At 71.8% G+C, this 17948-nt stretch carries 15 protein-coding genes; 10 read left to right on the top strand and 5 right to left on the bottom strand.

Annotated elements, in window-relative coordinates; genetic code table 11:
* Positions 1–28 precede the first annotated feature (28 nt).
* On the top strand, positions 29–1294 hold the full coding sequence (locus ACZ4YL_RS20845) for an ATP-binding protein (protein WP_468118266.1): 1266 nt from the start codon (positions 29–31) through the stop codon (positions 1292–1294).
* 13 nt (positions 1295–1307) lie between these two features.
* Here ACZ4YL_RS20845 and ACZ4YL_RS20840 read toward each other — a convergent pair whose 3' ends face one another.
* Positions 1308–1844: a GtrA family protein gene (locus ACZ4YL_RS20840; RefSeq protein ID WP_468118265.1), complete on the bottom strand. Its 537-nt coding sequence runs from the start codon at positions 1842–1844 to the stop codon at positions 1308–1310.
* A 187-nt stretch (positions 1845–2031) separates the two neighbouring features.
* Here ACZ4YL_RS20840 and ACZ4YL_RS20835 point away from each other — a divergent pair, with 187 nt between their 5' ends.
* The 4 genes from ACZ4YL_RS20835 (at position 2032) to ACZ4YL_RS20820 (ending at position 6098) form a co-directional block, all read left to right on the top strand.
* Positions 2032–3171: a 5-(carboxyamino)imidazole ribonucleotide synthase gene (locus ACZ4YL_RS20835; protein ID WP_468118263.1), complete on the top strand. Its 1140-nt coding sequence runs from the start codon at positions 2032–2034 to the stop codon at positions 3169–3171.
* Positions 3168–3704: a 5-(carboxyamino)imidazole ribonucleotide mutase gene (purE, locus tag ACZ4YL_RS20830; RefSeq protein ID WP_468118261.1), complete on the top strand. Its 537-nt coding sequence runs from the start codon at positions 3168–3170 to the stop codon at positions 3702–3704. Before ACZ4YL_RS20835 ends, purE begins: the two co-directional genes overlap by 4 nt.
* The gene (locus ACZ4YL_RS20825) at positions 3701–4882 is read left to right on the top strand and encodes a dipeptidase (RefSeq protein WP_468118259.1); all 1182 of its coding nucleotides are present in this window, start codon (positions 3701–3703) and stop codon (positions 4880–4882) included. Before purE ends, ACZ4YL_RS20825 begins: the two co-directional genes overlap by 4 nt.
* A gap of 142 nt (positions 4883–5024) precedes the next feature.
* Complete coding sequence (locus ACZ4YL_RS20820; protein WP_468118257.1) at positions 5025–6098, top strand: membrane dipeptidase; 1074 nt, start codon at positions 5025–5027, stop codon at positions 6096–6098.
* 111 nt (positions 6099–6209) lie between these two features.
* Here the strand turns inward: ACZ4YL_RS20820 and ACZ4YL_RS20815 are convergent, their stop codons facing one another.
* Both ACZ4YL_RS20815 and ACZ4YL_RS20810 read right to left on the bottom strand, forming a co-directional pair.
* Positions 6210–7976, bottom strand: coding sequence for an Ig-like domain-containing protein (locus ACZ4YL_RS20815; RefSeq protein WP_468118255.1), 1767 nt, complete (start codon positions 7974–7976; stop codon positions 6210–6212).
* Positions 7977–8159: 183 nt separating this feature from the next.
* Complete coding sequence (locus ACZ4YL_RS20810; protein ID WP_468118253.1) at positions 8160–9503, bottom strand: UDP-glucose dehydrogenase family protein; 1344 nt, start codon at positions 9501–9503, stop codon at positions 8160–8162.
* 194 nt (positions 9504–9697) lie between these two features.
* Between ACZ4YL_RS20810 and ACZ4YL_RS20805 the strand changes: the two genes are divergently transcribed.
* From ACZ4YL_RS20805 to manB, 3 genes are all read left to right on the top strand, one after another.
* On the top strand, positions 9698–10855 hold the full coding sequence (locus ACZ4YL_RS20805; protein WP_314253846.1) for an acyl-CoA dehydrogenase: 1158 nt from the start codon (positions 9698–9700) through the stop codon (positions 10853–10855).
* Between the two features lie 124 nt (positions 10856–10979).
* Positions 10980–11624, top strand: a complete 645-nt coding sequence (locus tag ACZ4YL_RS20800; RefSeq protein WP_468118251.1) for a hypothetical protein — start codon at positions 10980–10982, stop codon at positions 11622–11624.
* 153 nt (positions 11625–11777) lie between these two features.
* Positions 11778–12860: a mannose-1-phosphate guanylyltransferase gene (gene manB / locus ACZ4YL_RS20795; protein ID WP_468118250.1), complete on the top strand. Its 1083-nt coding sequence runs from the start codon at positions 11778–11780 to the stop codon at positions 12858–12860.
* Positions 12861–12960: 100 nt separating this feature from the next.
* On the opposite strand, the gene ACZ4YL_RS20790 is transcribed toward manB, so the two are convergent.
* Positions 12961–14292, bottom strand: coding sequence for an LCP family protein (locus ACZ4YL_RS20790; protein WP_468118248.1), 1332 nt, complete (start codon positions 14290–14292; stop codon positions 12961–12963).
* A gap of 267 nt (positions 14293–14559) precedes the next feature.
* Between ACZ4YL_RS20790 and ACZ4YL_RS20785 the strand changes: the two genes are divergently transcribed.
* Complete coding sequence (locus ACZ4YL_RS20785; protein ID WP_389124612.1) at positions 14560–15096, top strand: acyl-CoA thioesterase; 537 nt, start codon at positions 14560–14562, stop codon at positions 15094–15096.
* 22 nt (positions 15097–15118) lie between these two features.
* On the opposite strand, the gene ACZ4YL_RS20780 is transcribed toward ACZ4YL_RS20785, so the two are convergent.
* Complete coding sequence (locus ACZ4YL_RS20780) at positions 15119–16621, bottom strand: LCP family protein (protein WP_468118246.1); 1503 nt, start codon at positions 16619–16621, stop codon at positions 15119–15121.
* A 168-nt stretch (positions 16622–16789) separates the two neighbouring features.
* Here ACZ4YL_RS20780 and ACZ4YL_RS20775 point away from each other — a divergent pair, with 168 nt between their 5' ends.
* Positions 16790–17815: a glycosyltransferase family 2 protein gene (locus ACZ4YL_RS20775; protein WP_468118244.1), complete on the top strand. Its 1026-nt coding sequence runs from the start codon at positions 16790–16792 to the stop codon at positions 17813–17815.
* Positions 17816–17948 lie beyond the last annotated feature (133 nt).

Raw genomic sequence — 17948 nt, 5'->3', positions numbered from 1 at the left:
CGGCTCCACCTGGGGCATGCTCTAGGGCATGCGCCGCCGCCTCATCAACTCCACGCTCGCCGTGGTGCTCGTCGTGATCGCCGTCTTCGGGGTCTCCCTCGTCATCGTGGAGACCCGGACCATCACCAGCAGCGCCCAGGACCGCATCGAGTCCGAGGCGCTGCGGCTCGTGGGCATCGTCGAGGCGAACGTCCTGGAGAAGAAGCCGATCGACCCCGTGGCCCTCGGCGAGCAGCTGGACGCCGGCCACCACGCGCGGATCACCGTCCCCGGCCAGCCGGCCGTGGACGTGGGCGCCGCGATCCCCGACAGTGTGATCCGCGGCACCGCCCGCGGGGAGCAGGGCGAGGTCGTGGTCGTCGAGGAGTCGCACTCCACCGTGACCCGCGAGGTCGGGCGGACCCTGGCCGTGGTCGGTGCGGTGGCCCTGCTGGCCGTCGTGGCGGCCGTCCTGCTCGCCGTACGGCAGGCCAACCGGCTGGCCTCCCCGCTCACCGACCTTGCCGAGACGGCGGAGCGGCTCGGATCGGGCGACCCGCGGCCCCGGCACAAGCGGTACGGGGTCCCCGAGCTGGACCGGGTCGCGGACGTGCTGGACTCCAGCGCCGAGCGGATCGGCCGGATGCTGACGGCCGAGCGGCGCCTGGCCGCGGACGCCTCCCACCAGCTGCGCACCCCGCTCACCGCGCTCTCCATGCGGCTGGAGGAGATCACGGTCACCGACGACCTGGCGACCGTCCGGGAGGAGGCGACGATCGCCCTGACCCAGGTGGAGCGGCTCACGGACGTGGTGCAGCGGCTGCTCACGAACTCGCGGGACCCGCGGACGGGCTCGGCGGTCCCCTTCGACCTGGACGAGGTCGTCAAGCAGCAGGTCGAGGAGTGGCGGCCGGCCTACCGCAGCGCGGGCCGGGCCATCGTGCGCTCCGGACGGCAGGGCGTACGGGCCGTCGGCACCCCGGGCGCGGTCTCCCAGGTGCTGGCCACCCTGGTGGAGAACGCCCTGATGCACGGCGGCGGCACGGTCGCGCTGCGCACCCGGGTGATCGGCAACCAGGCGGTGCTGGAGGTCACGGACGAGGGACCGGGCGTCCCGCCGGACCTCGGCAACCGGATCTTCGAGCGGGCCATCAGCGGCCGCAACTCCACCGGGATCGGCCTCGCGGTGGCCCGGGACCTCGCGGAGGCGGACGGCGGCCGCCTGGAGCTGCTCCAGACGCAGCCGCCGGTGTTCGCACTGTTCCTCAGCCGGACGGCGCCGGAGCGGGCCGAACCGCAGGCCATGGTCCGCTAAAGGCTGTCCTGTACTAGTTGTTCGCGGGCGCCGGCTCGGGCACCGGATCCGGCCTGCGCTCCGGCTTCGGCAGGGGCGCCGGCTCCGGCATCGGCTCGGCCGGCTCCGCCGGCGCGGGCAGGGCCTTGAAGACCCAGGTCCGGTACGACCAGAAGCGGAACACCGTGGCGGTCCCGATGCCGATGAACTTGAACACGTTGCTGGCGACCGGGCCGTCCCAGCCGAACCCGTAGGTCGCGGTGTAGAGCACGCCGCTCTCGATGACCAGTCCGATGCCGCTGAACACGGCGAACAGGACGAGCTCGCGGGTGCGGCCGCTCTTGGCGCGGTCCCGGTAGGTGAAGTAGCGGAAGCCGATGTAGTTCGTGGCGATGGCCACGACGGTGGCTATCACGCTCGCCCGCACCACCTGCAGGTCGGTGGTGTTGCGGATCAGGTTGAAGACGCCCAGGTTGACCAGGACACCCAGACCGCCGACCGCCCCGAACTTGGCCACCTCTCGTACGAGGCCGCGTACACGTTCGACGACAGATCCGCCAGGCGTGCTCATCAGTAGGTCAGTCCTGTCGGTCACCGCCCGCTTACGGGGCGTCCGGTGTTCTCCGTCAACCCACCCATGCTAAGTGTCCCCCCTGCGCTCCGTCTGTGCCTTCCAGCACCCTGCGACGCACGGCACACGGGCGGATCGGGCCAGGGGCACGTCCGGATGGCGGAATACCGGCGGATACCCTGGAGGAGTGACGTTCCCGGTAGTCGGTATGGTCGGCGGCGGCCAGCTCGCCCGCATGACCCACGAGGCGGGCATCCCCCTCGGCATCAGATTCAAGCTCCTCAGTGACACCCCGCAGGACTCGGCGGCCCAGGTCGTGAGTGATGTCGTCATCGGCGACTATCGCGACCTGGAGACGTTGCGTGCCTTCGCGCGCGGCTGTGACGTGATCACCTTCGACCACGAGCATGTACCCATGGAGCACCTTCGGGCCCTGGAAGCGGACGGCATCCCCGTCCGCCCGGGGCCCGACGCTTTGGTGCACGCCCAGGACAAGGGGGTGATGCGCGCCAAGCTCGACGAGATCGGCGCGCCCAGCCCCCGCCACCGGATCGTGAGCGATCCGGACGACGTGGCCGCCTTCGCGGAAGAGGTGGGCGGTTTCCCCGTCATCCTCAAGACTGTGCGGGGCGGGTACGACGGCAAGGGGGTGTGGTTCGTCCGCACCCCCGAGGACGCGGCGGCCCCCTTCAAGGCGGGCGTCCCGGTCCTCGCGGAGGAGAAGGTCGATTTCGTCCGCGAGCTCGCGGCGAACATCGTCCGCTCCCCGCACGGCCAGGCGGTGGCCTACCCCGTCGTCGAGTCCCGTCAGGTGGACGGCGTCTGCGACACGGTGATCGCCCCGGCCCCGGACCTCTCGGAGGCCCTCGCGGGCGAGGCCCAGGCTCTCGCCCTGCGCATCGCCAAGGAACTCGGCGTGACCGGCCACCTGGCCGTGGAGCTGTTCGAGACCACCGACGGCCGGATCCTGGTCAACGAACTGGCGATGCGCCCGCACAACAGCGGCCACTGGACCCAGGACGGGGCGGTCACCTCACAGTTCGCCAACCACGTACGGGCGGTCCTGGACCTCCCGCTGGGCGACCCGCGCCCCCGCGCCAGGTGGACGGTCATGGCGAACGTGCTGGGCGGGGACTACCCCGACATGTACGCGGCGTACCTGCACTGCATGGCGCACGACCCCCAGCTGAAGATCCACATGTACGGCAAGGACGTGAAACACGGTCGCAAGGTCGGCCACGTCAACACCTACGGCGACGATCTGGACGATGTGCTGGAGCGCGCACGCCACGCTGCCGACTACCTCAGAGGAACGGTCACCGCATGAGCACCACCTCCGCAGCCCCCGTCATCGGCATCGTCATGGGCTCCGACTCGGACTGGCCCGTCATGGAGGCGGCCGCCAAGGCCCTGGACGAGTTCGAGATCCCCTACGAGGTCGACGTCGTGTCCGCCCACCGGATGCCGCGCGAGATGATCGCGTACGGGGAGCGGGCCGCCGACCGCGGGCTGAAGGCGATCATCGCGGGCGCGGGCGGAGCCGCCCACCTGCCCGGCATGCTCGCCTCGGTCACCCCGCTGCCGGTCATCGGCGTGCCGGTGCCGCTGAAGTACCTGGACGGCATGGACTCGCTGATGTCGATCGTCCAGATGCCCGCCGGGGTTCCCGTCGCCGCCGTCTCGATCGCCGGGGCGCGCAACGCGGGCCTGCTGGCCGTACGGATGCTGGCCGCCCACGACACGGAGCTGCTGGCCCGCATGAACGACTTCCTGCAGGAGCTCAACGACCAGGCCACCGAGAAGGGCAAGCGGCTGCGTACGAAGGTCGCGAGCGCGGAGTCCTTCGGGTTCGGCAAGTGAGCGCGGCGCAGCGTCTGGACGAGGCGCGCGAGCTGTTGGCCGAACACCCCGTCGTGGACGGCCACAACGACCTGCCCTGGGCGCTGCGCGAGCAGGTGCGCTACGACCTGGCGCGCCGGGACATCGCGGGCGACCAGTCCGCCCACCTGCACACCGACATCCCCCGGCTGCGCGCCGGCGGGGTCGGCGCCCAGTTCTGGTCCGTCTACGTGCGTTCCGACTACGCCGGTGACGAGGCGGTCAGCGCCACCCTGGAGCAGATCGACGTCGTCTCCCAGCTGATCGACCGTTATCCCGGCGACCTCGTGCGGGCGCTGACGGCGGACGACATGGAGGCGGCCCGCGCCGACGGCCGGATCGCCTCGCTGATGGGTGCCGAGGGCGGCCACTCCATCAACAACTCGCTGGCCACCCTGCGCGCCCTGCACCAGCTGGGCGTGCGGTACATGACGCTCACGCACAACGACACGATCGACTGGGCGGACTCGGCCACCGACGAGCCCCGGCACGGCGGTCTGACCGACTTCGGCCGCGAGGTCGTCCGCGAGATGAACCGCGTCGGCATGCTGGTGGACCTCTCGCACGTCGCGGCGACGACGATGCGGGACGCGATCGAGGTGTCGGCCGCTCCGGTGGTCTTCTCGCACTCCTCGGCCCGGGCGGTCTGCGACCACCCGCGCAACATCCCCGACGACGTGCTGGCGACGCTGCCGGCCAACGGCGGGGTGGCGATGGCCACCTTCGTACCGAAGTTCATCCTCCCGGCGGCCGTCGAGTGGACCCTGGCCGCCGACGAGAACCTGCGGGCGCACGGTCTCCACCACCTCGACACCACCCCCGAGGCGATGGCCCTGCACCGGGCCTTCGAGGAGGCGCGCCCGCGCCCGGTGGCCACGGCCGCGACGGTGGCCGACCACCTGGACCACATGCGCGAGGTGGCCGGCATCGACCACATCGGCATCGGCGGGGACTACGACGGCACCGCCTTCACCCCGTCCGGCCTGGACGACGTGGCGGGCTACCCGAACCTCGTCGCCGAGCTGCTCACGCGCGCCTGGTCCAAGGCCGACCTGGCGAAGCTGACCTGGACCAACGCGGTACGCGTGCTGCGCGACGCGGAATCGGTGGCCCGCGACCTGTCGGCCTCCCGGGGCCCGTCGAACGCGGTGCTCCGGTAGCGGACGCGGTGTCCGGCGGGCGCGGTGACAGGGTGTGACCTGCAGGTTCACTCGAACGCCGCGTCCGCCGGGCGGCCCTGCGCTTCCGCGTGTCACGGTGGCACCATCTCTCCCTGCTGCCGCCGAGACCGGAGCCAATGCCATGGCCGACCTGCAGGATGAACCCCACTCCGTGGGCATCGGAGCCGAAGACCTCCCCGCACCCGCGGTAGCGGTGGCGGCGGGCGCCCTCGACCGGGCCGTCGCGCTGCTGGCCGTCCATCCCGTGGCCGACGGGTGCAACACCCTGGTCTGGACCCTGCACCAGAGTCCGTACCACGACATCGAAACCTCGGACACGGGTGTGGACACCGACATCCCGCGGCTGCGCGCCGGGGGGGTGGGGGCCCAGTTCTGGTCCCTGCTCGTGCCGTCGGCGCGGGCGCGCGAGGACGCCCCCGGTGACCAGGTGCTCTCCGACACGCTGGACCAGATCGACACGGCGCTGACCCTGATGCGCCGCTACCCCGACAGCCTCTGCCTGGCCCTCAGCGCCGACGACCTGGCGGACGCCCGCAACCGGGGCCGCATCGCCTCGTTCCTGGGCCCGGTGCCCGGCCGCACGCTGACCGACTCCCTGGGCGCGCTGCGCGCCTTCCACGCGCTGGGCGTACGGATCCTCGCGCCCGCGGGAGCGCCCTGGGCGCAGGAGGAGCTGACGGCCTTCGGCCACGAGGTGGTCCGCGAGGCGAACCGGCTGGCGATCCTGCTGGACCTCACGGGCTGCCCGCCGGCGGTCGCCTGCCAGCTCGCGGGGGCCTCCAAGGCCCCGGTGATCATCTCGAACACGGCGGCGGCCTCGCTGAACCCGTATCCGGGCAACGTGACCGACGAGGTCCTGGCCGCGCTGCGCGAGGCCAACGGCCTGGCGATGGTCACCTTCGACGCCGCGCGCACCGGGGACTCCCTGCACGCGGTGGCGGACCACCTGGACCACGTACGGGCGATCGCGGGCCCGCACGGCGTCGGACTCGGCGCCACCTTCGGCACCGGACCGGGCCACCCGCGTCCGACGGGCCTGACCGACCCCTCGGGCTATCCGCGGCTGATCGCGGAACTGCTGGAGCGCGGCTGGCCGGAGTCCGAGGTGGCCCTGCTGACCTGGGGCAACGCCCAGCGCGTCCTGCGCGACGCGGAGTTCACCTCCCGCGCCGCCCACCACAGACACGGTGCCTAGTACCGCCACGGTGCCCGGACGCACCGCGCCCCGTCCCGGTGATCCGGGACGGGGCGCGGCTTCGGCGGCGGCGCAGGGGCTTTCTCGGCCCGCCGGCCTGTGCTTCCTGCCCTAGGGCTTCCGGTTGTGGGGCCCGGGCCTGTCTCCCCTGCCCTTGTGCCCGTGTTCGACCTTGAGGTTTTCGATCTCGGCGAAGTCGATGCGGGTCCTGGCACCGGTCGTCTTCGGATACTTGACGAAGACCGACCCCTTGCCCGCCCTTTCGTCGTACTCCTCGTACAGCACGGCCTCGGGCGAGCCGCCGCGCACGATCAGCGCGTCGCCCTTGGGGGGACCGACCTTGCTGGGGGGACCTCCGTCGACGGACAGCTGGGCGCCGGCCGTGTCCTTGACCGTGAGGTCCACCGTGTCCTGGCCGCCGCGTGAGAGGACACCGATCCGCTCGGTCTCGCCGGTGGTGATCCTGAGGCCGAGCAGCGGCGTCAGGGCCGGGGTACGGAGCATCGGCAGGGCCTCGACCCGGAGCGTGGTGAACACGTCCACGACACCGCGGATCACGTCCTGCCGCGTGGTGCCCACGATCGTGACCTCGTCGTCGCCGCCGTCGGGGCTGACCAGGACGTCGCCCACCACGTGGGAGAAGTTCAGCACCTGGGCGGAGTTGGAGCGCAGCAGCCGCCCGCTGTCGCTGCCGGTCGGGGTGAACGTCAGCTGCTCGTCGGCCGTCCCGCCCTGAACGGTCACGCCGTGACCGTTCGCGTCCAGGTTCACCACGGGGATCCCGCGGATGCCGACGAAGCCGCCCGGGATGCCGGGATAGCCCGTCACGGTCTCCTGGCCGACGTGGACGAGCAGATCCGCGGTCGCACCCGTGAGGGTGAGCGAGTGCTGGGCGATGGTCACCGCGAGCGACGGCGACGTCGGGCTGACATTGCCGGCAAGGTCCTCCAGCCCCACGGCGAAGTCGTACTTCCCGTCGTCGAGCGCGGCACTGACGACCTCGTACGTACCGCCCGAGGTGACGGTGTCCTTGCCGACCGCGGTCGGGCCGACTGCCCCCGCGGGATCGGCGGTCAGCCGCACCAGTGCGTTGGGCTCGGCCGACGAGTCCTGGAAGGCGGGCTTGCCGATCGTCGTGATGTTGTCGATGTCGTTGCCGCCGGTGTCGCTCGACGCGAGCAGGTCCGGGGCTGCCGGACGCGCGGGGGCGGTGGTGTCGAGCGTGACCAGCAGCCGGTGCGCGCTCTGCGCACCCGAGCCGACGACGTGGGAGACGCCGGCGGCCTGCGGGTCGTCGGACGGGTTGACGATCACCACCTCGGCGGTGATCTGGTTCTCCCCCTCCACCAGGACCGGGCCCAGCTGGATCCGGTACAGCCCCGGCTTCGTGACCGGGTTCACCGGCTGTGCGAAGCCGACGGGTTCCCCGTCGCGCGCCACGGCCACCTTGTAGCCGGGGGCGTCGTCCGCGAGCGTGGCCGTCGCGTTCTGCGGAGACAGCGCGATGCCCGCGGCCCGCAGCTCCGAGTCGTCGACCCGGAGGAAGAGCTCCGGTCCGGCGATCCTGGTGACGTCGTCGTTGTCGAAGCGGCCCGAGTCGGACCCGCGCGCCAGATCGAGACCGAAGGGTTCGGGGGCCGCGCGGTTGACGACGCGGAGGTCGTACGTGGCCTGCGCCGGGTCCGTCGGCGAGGCGTCACCCGGCTGGGTCGGGTCGGCGATGCCGGCGTCACTGACCACGACGAAGTACGGCTCGTCCTTGACGACGGGGATGGCGAGCCGGCTGGTCGAACTGCCGGGCCTGGTCGTGGCGACGGTTCCGGTGGCGACCTTGTTGCCGAACTTGTCGTACGCGCGGACCTGGAGCCCGGAGATCACCTCGTTGAAGGCGATCTCGGTCTGCAGGTGCCCGGTGTGACGGGGTTCGATCCGGAAGAAGTCGACGTCGGTCGGGCTGTGCAGGGTGAGCCGCGGCTTCGTGACCCTGTTGTCCGTGCCGAGCGCGGTGGCGACGGCGCCGCACCGGCACCCCGCCTCCGCCCCGCCACCCCGGCCGGAGGGCTAGGCGCGCGGGCGGCCCATCGCCCGGTAGGTCCAGCCCGCGGCACGCCACCGCACCGGGTCCAGCGCGTTGCGGCCGTCCAGGACGAGCCGGTCGGTCACCACACCGGCCAGCTCCGCCGGGTCGAGGTCACGGAACTCGCGCCACTCGGTGAGGTGCAGGACGACCTCCGCCCCCCGGGCCGCCGCCAGCGCGGAGTCCGCGTAGCCGAGGGTCGGGAAGACGCGGCGGGCGTTGTCCATGCCCTTGGGGTCGTAGACGGTGACCTGGCCGCCCTGGAGGTGGATCTGCCCGGCCACGTTCAGCGCGGGGGAGTCCCGTACGTCGTCGGAGTCCGGCTTGAAGGTGGCGCCGAGCACGGCGACCCGCTTGCCGAGGAACGAGCCGCCCACGGCCTCCCGGGCCAGCTCGACCATGTGCCCGCGCCGACGCATGTTGATGGAGTCGACCTCGCGCAGGAAGGTCAGCGCCTGGTCGGCGCCCAGCTCACCGGCGCGCGCCATGAAGGCCCGGATGTCCTTGGGCAGGCAGCCGCCGCCGAAGCCGATCCCGGCGCGCAGGAACTTCGCGCCGATCCGCTCGTCGTAGCCGATCGCCTCCGCCAGCTTGACCACGTCGCCACCGGCGGCCTCGCAGACCTCCGCCATCGCGTTGATGAAGGAGATCTTCGTGGCGAGGAAGGAGTTCGCGGCGGTCTTCACCAGCTCCGCGGTCGGGAAGTCGGTGACCACCAGCGGGGTCCCCTCCGACATCGGCGTCTCGTACACCTCGCGCAGCAGCTTCTCGGCGCGCTCGCCCTGGACGCCGATCACGATCCGGTCCGGGTGCAGGGTGTCGTCCACGGCGAAGCCCTCCCGCAGGAACTCCGGGTTCCAGGCCAGCTCCACGTCCGCGCCCGCCGGGGACAGCTCCGCGAGCTTCACCGCGAGCCGCTCCGCCGAGCCCACCGGCACCGTGGACTTGCCGACCACCAGGACCGGCCGCGTCAGGTGCGGGGCCAGCGAGGCCATCGCGGAGTCCACGTAGGACATGTCGCAGGCGTACTCGCCGTGCTTCTGCGGGGTGTTCACGCACACGAAGTGGACGTCGCCGAAGGCGCCGACCTCCTCGAAGGAGGTGGTGAACCGCAGCCGGCCGGTCGAGCCCGGCAGCCCGGCCACGTGCTTGGCCAGCAGTTCCTCCAGCCCGGGCTCGTACATCGGGACCCGGCCCGAGGCCAGCATCTCGATCTTCTCGGGCACCACGTCCAGCCCCAGCACCTCGAATCCCAGCTCCGCCATCGCGGCGGCGTGGGTCGCACCGAGGTATCCGGTGCCGATCACTGTGATCCTGAGGGGGGCCATGGGTGCTCCAGAGGTGCGGGGCCGTTTGCGGCCACTGAGCATAGTCGGGCCCACCAGCGGGGACGTTCCCCAGGAGACCACCGCTGTCACCCATCTCACGTGGCCCTTCCATATCGCCATCCGTGACCGGACCACTAGGCTTGGGTTACTTAACGGTAGTTAGCATCACGCATCACCCTGGGGAGTGAGAGATCTTGGCGGGTTCTGCCGACTTCGACCTGTACCGCCCGGCCGAGGAGCACGACATGCTCCGCGAGTCGGTCCGCTCGCTCGCCGAGGCGAAGATCCTGCCGTTCGCCGCGGCGGTCGACGAGGAATCCCGCTTCCCGCAGGAGGCCCTGGACGCCCTGGTCTCCAGCGACCTGCACGCCGTCCACGTGCCCGAGACCTACGGCGGCGCGGGCGCCGACGCCCTGGCCACCGTGATCGTGATCGAGGAGGTGGCCCGTGTCTGCGCCTCCTCCTCCCTCATCCCGGCCGTGAACAAGCTCGGCTCGCTCCCGGTGATCCTCTCCGGTTCCGAGGAGCTCAAGGCCAAGTACCTCGGCCCGCTGGCCAAGGGCGACGCGATGTTCTCGTACGCGCTCTCCGAGCCGGACGCGGGCTCCGACGCCGCCGGCATGAAGACCCGCGCCGTGCGCGACGGGGACTTCTGGGTGCTCAACGGCGTCAAGCGCTGGATCACCAACGCGGGCGTCTCCGAGTACTACACGGTCATGGCCGTCACCGACCCCGAGAAGCGCTCCAAGGGCATCAGCGCCTTCGTCGTGGAGAAGAGCGACGAGGGCGTGTCCTTCGGCGCCCCGGAGAAGAAGCTCGGCATCAAGGGCTCCCCGACGCGCGAGGTCTACCTCGACAACGTCCGGATCCCGGCCGACCGCATGATCGGCGCCGAGGGCACCGGCTTCGCCACCGCGATGAAGACCCTGGACCACACCCGCATCACCATCGCGGCCCAGGCGCTCGGCATCGCCCAGGGCGCCCTGGACTACGCCAAGGGCTACGTCCAGGAGCGCAAGCAGTTCGGCAAGCCGATCGGCGACTTCCAGGGCGTGCAGTTCATGCTCGCGGACATGGCCATGAAGATCGAGGCCGCCCGCCAGCTGACCTACTCGGCCGCCGCGAAGTCCGAGCGAGTCGACAGCGACCTGACCTTCTTCGGCGCCGCGGCCAAGTGCTTCGCCTCCGACGTGGCCATGGAGGTCACCACGGACGCCGTCCAGCTCCTCGGCGGTTACGGCTACACCCGTGACTACCCGGTGGAGCGCATGATGCGCGATGCCAAGATCACCCAGATCTACGAGGGCACCAACCAGGTCCAGCGGATCGTCATGGCCCGCAACCTGCCGTAGCGGGTACCTGACCTGCAGCGACGCGAACTCCCCCGGCAGCGGGCCGGGGGACGTTCGCGCATGGGGCGGCGGGCTAGGCTGTGCGGCTGTCAGCCGTAGGCGCGCAGGTGGGGCGGAAACAAGCATGTTCACGGAACGCCAGATATCGGCGATGCTCGGGCAGATCGCCCGCCAGGAAGTCGTCGAGATCGGCCCGGAACAGGCCGCCGGCCGGGCGGCCGCACTGGCCCACGTCGCGGAGCAGTACGGATACGCGTACGACCGGGCGCACCGGACGGGGCACAACGACATGCAGATCCTGGTGCGGATGTACCGGGACCCGCACCCCGAGGCACGTGCCCGCGAAGCGGCGACCATCGCCGCGCACCCGCAGGCCGGCAACGGCGGGACGGTGCCGGGCATGCGGACGGGGACGGTCAAGCCGCTCCCCGAAGCGCAGGAGGCCGTGGCCCGGCTGAAGGACCGGATCATGCTCGACGTCCTGGCCCAGGCCGCGGACAAGCGGCAGAAGACGTTCGCCTGGGGATCCGTCGGAGTCCTGGTCGTCATGCTGCTCATCCTCGGGATGCCGGTCGCCGCGCTGGCCGGCGGCGCGGCGCTCGCGGCGTTCCTGGGCGGCGCCTTCAAGCTGGGCGCGATCCGCCGGCAGCGGATCGCCCAGCGGCTGACGGACGCCGGGTTCGTCCCGGTACGGGACGAGACCGGCCGGCAGCGCTTCCTGGAGCCGGGCCGGCAACTGCCCGGCCACGTCAATCCGTTCGCCTCCTGACAGGGCGAACAACACCGCCATTTCATGACACCCCGAGTGCGGCGAACCCACAGGTGCGCGCACCGGTGGACACATCCGGCTCCGGCCTTGGGACGCCCCCCGGATGGGCTAAATTTGGACCTTCGTACGCCGGAATCGGTTGGGGAGAACGCAATGACGGAAGCGATCCTGCTGGTCGGCGGACAAGGGACGCGCCTGCGCCCCGTGACGGTGAACACGCCCAAGCCGATGGTTCCCACGGCCGGTGTCCCGTTCCTCGCCCACCAGATAGCCAGGGCCGCCGCCGCCGGTGTCACGCACATCGTGATGGCCACCTGCTACCTCGCCGAGGTCTTCGAGCCCTACTTCGGTGACGGATCCGCATTCGGCCTCAGCCTCGAATACGTGGTCGAGGACGAGCCCCTCGGGACCGGCGGCGCCATCCGCAACGCCGGAGCGCGCCTGACCGGCGGCCCGGACTCCTCCGTCCTCGTCTTCAACGGCGACATCCTCACCGGCCTGGACATCGCCGGTCTGGTCGAGTCCCACAAGGCGGCCGACGCCGACGTCTCCCTGCACCTGGTCCGGGTCGAGGACCCGCGCGCCTTCGGCCTGGTCCCCACCGACTCCGAGGGGCGGGTGCTGGCCTTCACCGAGAAGCCGCAGACCCCCGAGGAGATCATCACCGACCAGATCAACGCCGGATGCTACGTCTTCCGCCGCAGCGTGATCGACTCCATCCCGGCCGGCCGGCCGGTCTCCGTCGAGCGCGAGACCTTCCCCGGCCTGCTCGCCGCCGGGGCCAAGCTGCACGGCGTCACCGAGAACACCTACTGGATGGACCTCGGCAAGCCCGAGTCGATCATCCAGGCCTCCGCCGACCTCGTACGCGGCGTGGTCTCCTCCCCGGCCGTCCCCGGACGCCGCGGCGAGTCCCTGGTCCTGCCGGGCGCCGAGGTGGCGGCCGGGGCCAAGCTGTCCGGGGGCACCGTCGTGGGCGCGGGCGCCCGGATCGAGGCCGGAGCGGTCGTCCAGGGCTCCATCGTGCTCGACGGCGCCGTCATCGGCCCGGACGCCCAGGTGAACGCCAGCCTGATCGGCGCCCGCGCCTCGGTCGGCGCGCGGACCGTCCTGGACGCCGCCGTCATCGGCGACGGCGCCGCCGTGGGGGCCGACAACGAACTGCGCGGCGGCGCCCGCGTGTGGTGCGAGGCGCAGCTGCCCGCCGCCGCGATCCGCTTCTCCCCGGACGCCTGACGCGACGTCTGACGCGACGCCTGACCGGATGCCTGACCGGACGTCCGGTCCCCGGCCGGGGAGGGGAGTACGGCCGACGGGCCGCACTCCCTCACCGCCGTCAGTTGCCGCGGACGGTGACCTTCTCGTCGTTCTGGATCTGCTTCACCAGCTGCTGCACCTTCGCCTTGTCCCAGACGAGGTTGCCGCCGCGCTGGCCGGAGATCGGCATGTTCATCGACACGCCGTCACCGCCGTTGACGCCCTTCATCGCGAAGAACATCTGGCCCATGTCGTACAGGCCCATGTCCTTGTCCACGACGAGGGTGTCCAGGCCCGCGCCCAGCATCGGGTAGAGCGCGAACGGGTTGAGGATCGTCGAGGGCGTCGCGGCCTGGCTCGCCAGCGCCGACAGGAACTTCTGCTGGTTCTTCGTCCGCTGCAGGTCGGACTCGGCGAAGGCGTACCTGGTCCGTACGAAGGCCAGGGACTGCTCGCCGTTCAGGGTCTGCTTGCCGGCCTTGAAGTCGGCGCCCGACTTCTCGTCCTTGAAGCCCTCCTCGATGTTCAGCTCCACACCGCCCAGCGCGTCCACGATGTTCGCGAAGCCGGCGAAGCCGATCTCCGCGTAGTGGTCGATGCGCAGGCCCGTGTTGTGCTCCACCGTCCGCACCAGCAGCTCGGGGCCGTCCTCCGCGTACGCGGCGTTGAGCTTGACCCGGCGCCCCTGGGCGGGGAACGTCTTGCCGGACTGCGAGCCCACGAAGGACGGGATCTCCACGTCCGAGTCGCGGGGCAGCGAGATCATGGTGTTCCCGCTGGAGCACTTCGCCAGGATCATCATCGAGTCGGTCCGCTTGCCCTCGGCCGAGCCGGTGTGCAGCTTCTTCTTCTCCTCGGCGGACATCCCCTCGCGGCTGTCGGAGCCCACGATCAGGTACGTCGTGCAGTCGCCCTCCTTGGGGCGCTCGATGACCTTGGAGAGGTCCACCTCGCGGCGCACCTTGGAGTCGGCCCAGAAATAGGTGGAGACCGAGGTCACCAGCAGCGCGGAGACCAGCACGATCGAGCCGACCTTGATCCGCTTGCGCCAGTCCGGGGCGGGGCCGGGCGCCCGCCCGGGGCGGCCGGATCCGGACGGCCCGCCCGGGCCTCCCGGTCCGCCGGGTCCGCCCGGTCCGCCGCCCTGCGGCGCCCCGTAGACCTGGCCGGTGTTGTAGCCGCTGTCGTAACCGCCGTACGCGTCGTGGCCGCCCGCCTGCTGCGGGGGTACGCCGTGCGCGGGCGGCGGCGGGCCCGCCGGGCGCTGCGGGCGCGGGGGCTGCGCGGGCCGAGGAGGCTGCTGCGGCTGCGGCTGCCGCTGGATGTGCCGCATCCGCTGCACACCCTCGGGCTGCGGCTGCGCGCTGCCGCGCCCGTACGCGTCGTCACGACCTTCTGGCCAGTCATTCATGCGCCAAGAATGCCTGCCCGGGTGCGTGCTCCGACAGCCCGGTCCGTATTCCGTTCCGCTGCTGTTGCAGAGCTGATGCCTGCCTGACCCATCTCGGGGGTGGCTTGCCGGTCCGGCCGGGCTCGCGGCGCCCGGCACGCACGCTCGCCGCGTTCTCGTCGGTCGCCGACGCTCCGCGTCGGCTCCGTCCTCGGCCTTGCGATCGCACGCACCGGACACCGCTCCCTGATCCGGCCCGACCGACAAGACACCCCCTAAGGTGTCCGTATGACACAGATACCGGGCGAGCTGCCCGGGAAGCCCACCGCAGCCTCCCGGACGACCCTCAGCCACATCATGACCGCCAACGACACCAACCTCCTCGGAACGGTGCACGGCGGCGTGATCATGAAGCTGGTGGACGACGCGGCGGGCGCCGTGGCCGGCCGCCACTCCGGCGGCCCGGCGGTCACCGCCTCCATGGACGAGATGGTCTTCCTCGCGCCCGTGCGCGTGGGTGACCTCGTCCACGTGAAGGCGCAGTGCAACTGGACCGGCCGCTCCTCCATGGAGATCGGCGTGCGCGTCCTCGCGGAGCGGTGGAACGAGTCCACCCCCGCCACCCAGGTCGGCACCGCCTACCTCGTCTTCGCCGCGGTCGACGCCGACGGCAAGCCCCGCGAGGTCCCGCCCGTCCTCCCGGAGACCGAACAGGACGAGCGGCGCTACCAGGAGGCCCAGATCCGCCGGACCCACCGGCTCGCCCGCCGCCAGGCGATCATGGCGCTGCGCGAGGAGCGGGCGGCCCAGGGCTTCGACGACTGACGACCTGGTCCCCGCAGACGACCTACTCCCCGCAGACCACCTGGTCGCCGGTGACCACCCCGAAGGTGCCCTGGTACGGGTCCTCGGCGCGCACCGGCACCACCTTGCGGTAGTCCGCGCCCGCGACCACCAGCACCGTCCGGCCCTGGCCCGCCACCGCCCGCAGCTCGCTGCCCGGCAGCGCGGTCGCCACCGACCGGGCGGAGCGGTCCCAGCGGGGGTCGTACGTGATCACCGTGCGCTTGACCTCGCGGCTGGCGCCGTTGCCCGGGGCCCGGGTGGTGTCGAAGCCGGTGGCGCGCAGCGCGGCGTCGACCCGCCCGCCCAGGCCGTCGATCCGGGTGCCGTTCTCCACCTGGACCCGGACCTGGCGCGGGGGCACGTCCACGGGCACCGCGGCGGGCGGGCCGCCGCCGGCCTTCCCGGGCCGGGCGGGGGCCAGCGGCCGGTCCTCGCGCAGCGCCTCGAACAGCTTGGCCGCCTTCGGCTCGTCCCACTTCACGGTGGACCCGATGCCCTGGACGGGGAAGGAGGGGCTGCCGATGGGCACCGAGGCGAACTCCGAGGAGGACGGGGTGAAGTCCCGCATCGCCTGCCCGAGGGCCAGCATCTGCTCCGAGCCGAAGTCCTTGTCGGCCCGCACGGAGCCGAGGAGGGTGGAGCTGACCTCCTTGAACTTCACCGGGTTCAGCAGCACCCCGCCCCCGGTCGCCTGCTTGATCAGGGCGGCGATGAACCGCTGCTGGCGCTGCATCCGGCCGAGGTCGGAGGCCCCGTCGACGTGGCGCGAGCGCACGTACTGCAGGGCCTGTCCGCCGCTGAGGCGGTGGCTGCCCGGCAGCAGGTCGAGGCCGGTGTTGCGGTCCCGCATGGTCTTGGCCGTGCAGATCTCCACGCCGCCCATCGCGTCGACCGTCTTCATGAAGCTGGTGAAGTCGACCTCCAGGTAGTGGTCGATCTTCACCCGGGTCATGTTCTCCACGGTCCGCACGGTCAGGTTGGGCCCGCCCTCCGCGTACGCCGCGTTCAGCCGCACGGAATGCGCCTTGTGCGCCTTGCCGGTGACGAGGTCCCGGTGCGCGGGCACCTCGGCGTAGCTGTCGCGGGGCAGGCTGATCACACTGGCCCGCTCCTTGTCGGCCGACAGGTGCACCAGCATGATCGTGTCCGTGCAGTGGCAGGGCGCGCCGCCCAGGCGGTACTCGCGCTTCTCCTCCGGGGAGATCTTCTCCCGCCCGTCGGTGCCCACCAGCAGGAAGTTGAGGCCGTGTCCGGCCTGCGGGCGGTTCTTCATGTCCTTGAACGGGTCCACCCGCTCGATCCCGGTGTCCAGGCCGGTCATCACGGCGTGCCCGACGGCCCCGGAGCCGAGCACCGCCACCGACAGCCCGGCCGCGAGCCGTACGCCCCACCGGGGCCGCCCGTCCCGGTGCCGGGCAGGACCGCCTCCGCCCCGTCGGGCGCGCTGTGGCCGTGGCGGCCCTTCTGGACGGGCGGGACGGTGCGGCTGGGGCACGGTGGACACCTCCGCGGGGGCAGCAGGGAGACCGGTCGGGGCCGGCCGGCCGGTTCAGCCGATTCGGCAGAACAGTAGGCCCATACGATCAGCTGCTGTCCTTACCGGTCGCTCGGCGCGCACCCGGTTCCCCCGTACGCGGTAACGTGACACCGATACCCGACCTTGAAGGACCACATGCCCGCCCAGCAGCCCGCAGTCTCGGTGATCATGCCGGTGCTCGACGAGGAGCACTACCTCCGCGATTCCGTCCGCCACATCCTGGAACAGGAGTACGCGGGCGAGATGGAGGTGGTGATCGCGCTCGGGCCGTCCACGGACCGCACCGACGAGATCGCCGCCGAACTCGTCGCCGAGGATCCCCGAGTCCACACCGTCCCGAATCCCACCGGCCGGACCCCGGCGGCGCTCAACGCCGCCATCAAGGCCTCGCGTCACCCGATCGTGGTACGCGTCGACGGCCACGGCATGCTGTCGCCGAACTACATCGCCACCGCCGTCCGCCTCCTGGAGGAGACCGGCGCCCAGAACGTCGGCGGCATCATGCACGCCGAGGGCGAGAACGCCTGGGAAGAGGCCGTCGCCGCCGCGATGACCTCGAAGATCGGTGTCGGCAACGCGCCGTTCCACACCGGCGGCCAGGCGGGACCGGCCGAAACCGTCTACCTCGGAGTCTTCCGCCGCGAGGCGCTGGAACAGCAGGGCGGCTACAACGAGGAGTTCATCCGCGCCCAGGACTGGGAGCTGAACTTCCGCATCCGCGAAGCCGGCGGTCTGATCTGGTTCTCGCCGGAGCTGATGGTCCAGTACCGCCCGCGGCGCTCCGTCAAGGCGCTGGCCAAGCAGTACAAGGACTACGGGCGCTGGCGGCACGTGGTGGCCCGCTACCACTCGGGCTCCATCAACCTGCGCTACCTGGCCCCGCCGACCCTCGTCTGCGCGATCGCCGCGAGCGTGGTCGTGGGCGTCACCGTCACCCCCCTGGGCTTCGCCCTCCCGGCCGGCTATCTCGCGGCGATCACCGCGGGCTCCGTACCGGCGGGCAAGGGGCTCGGGATCAAGGCCCGGGCGCAGATCCCCCTGGCCCTGGCGACCATGCACCTGAGCTGGGGCTTCGGCTTCCTGACCAGCCCGAAGGCGCTGGCGGACAAGGTCATCGCGAGCCGCCGGCCGGCCGTGCACCGGGATTCCTCGCAGGTCTGAGACGTACGAAGGGGCCCGGGGGGGGGGGGGGGGGGGGGGGGGGGGGGGGTGGGGGGGGGGGGGGGGGGGGGGGGGGGGGGGAGGGGGTGGGGGGGGGGGGGGGGGGGGGGGGGGGGGGGGGGGTGGGAGGGGG

The sequence above is a fragment of the Streptomyces sp. NPDC030021 genome (assembly GCF_055574035.1).
This window is presented reverse-complemented; position numbering and strand designations above follow the sequence as displayed.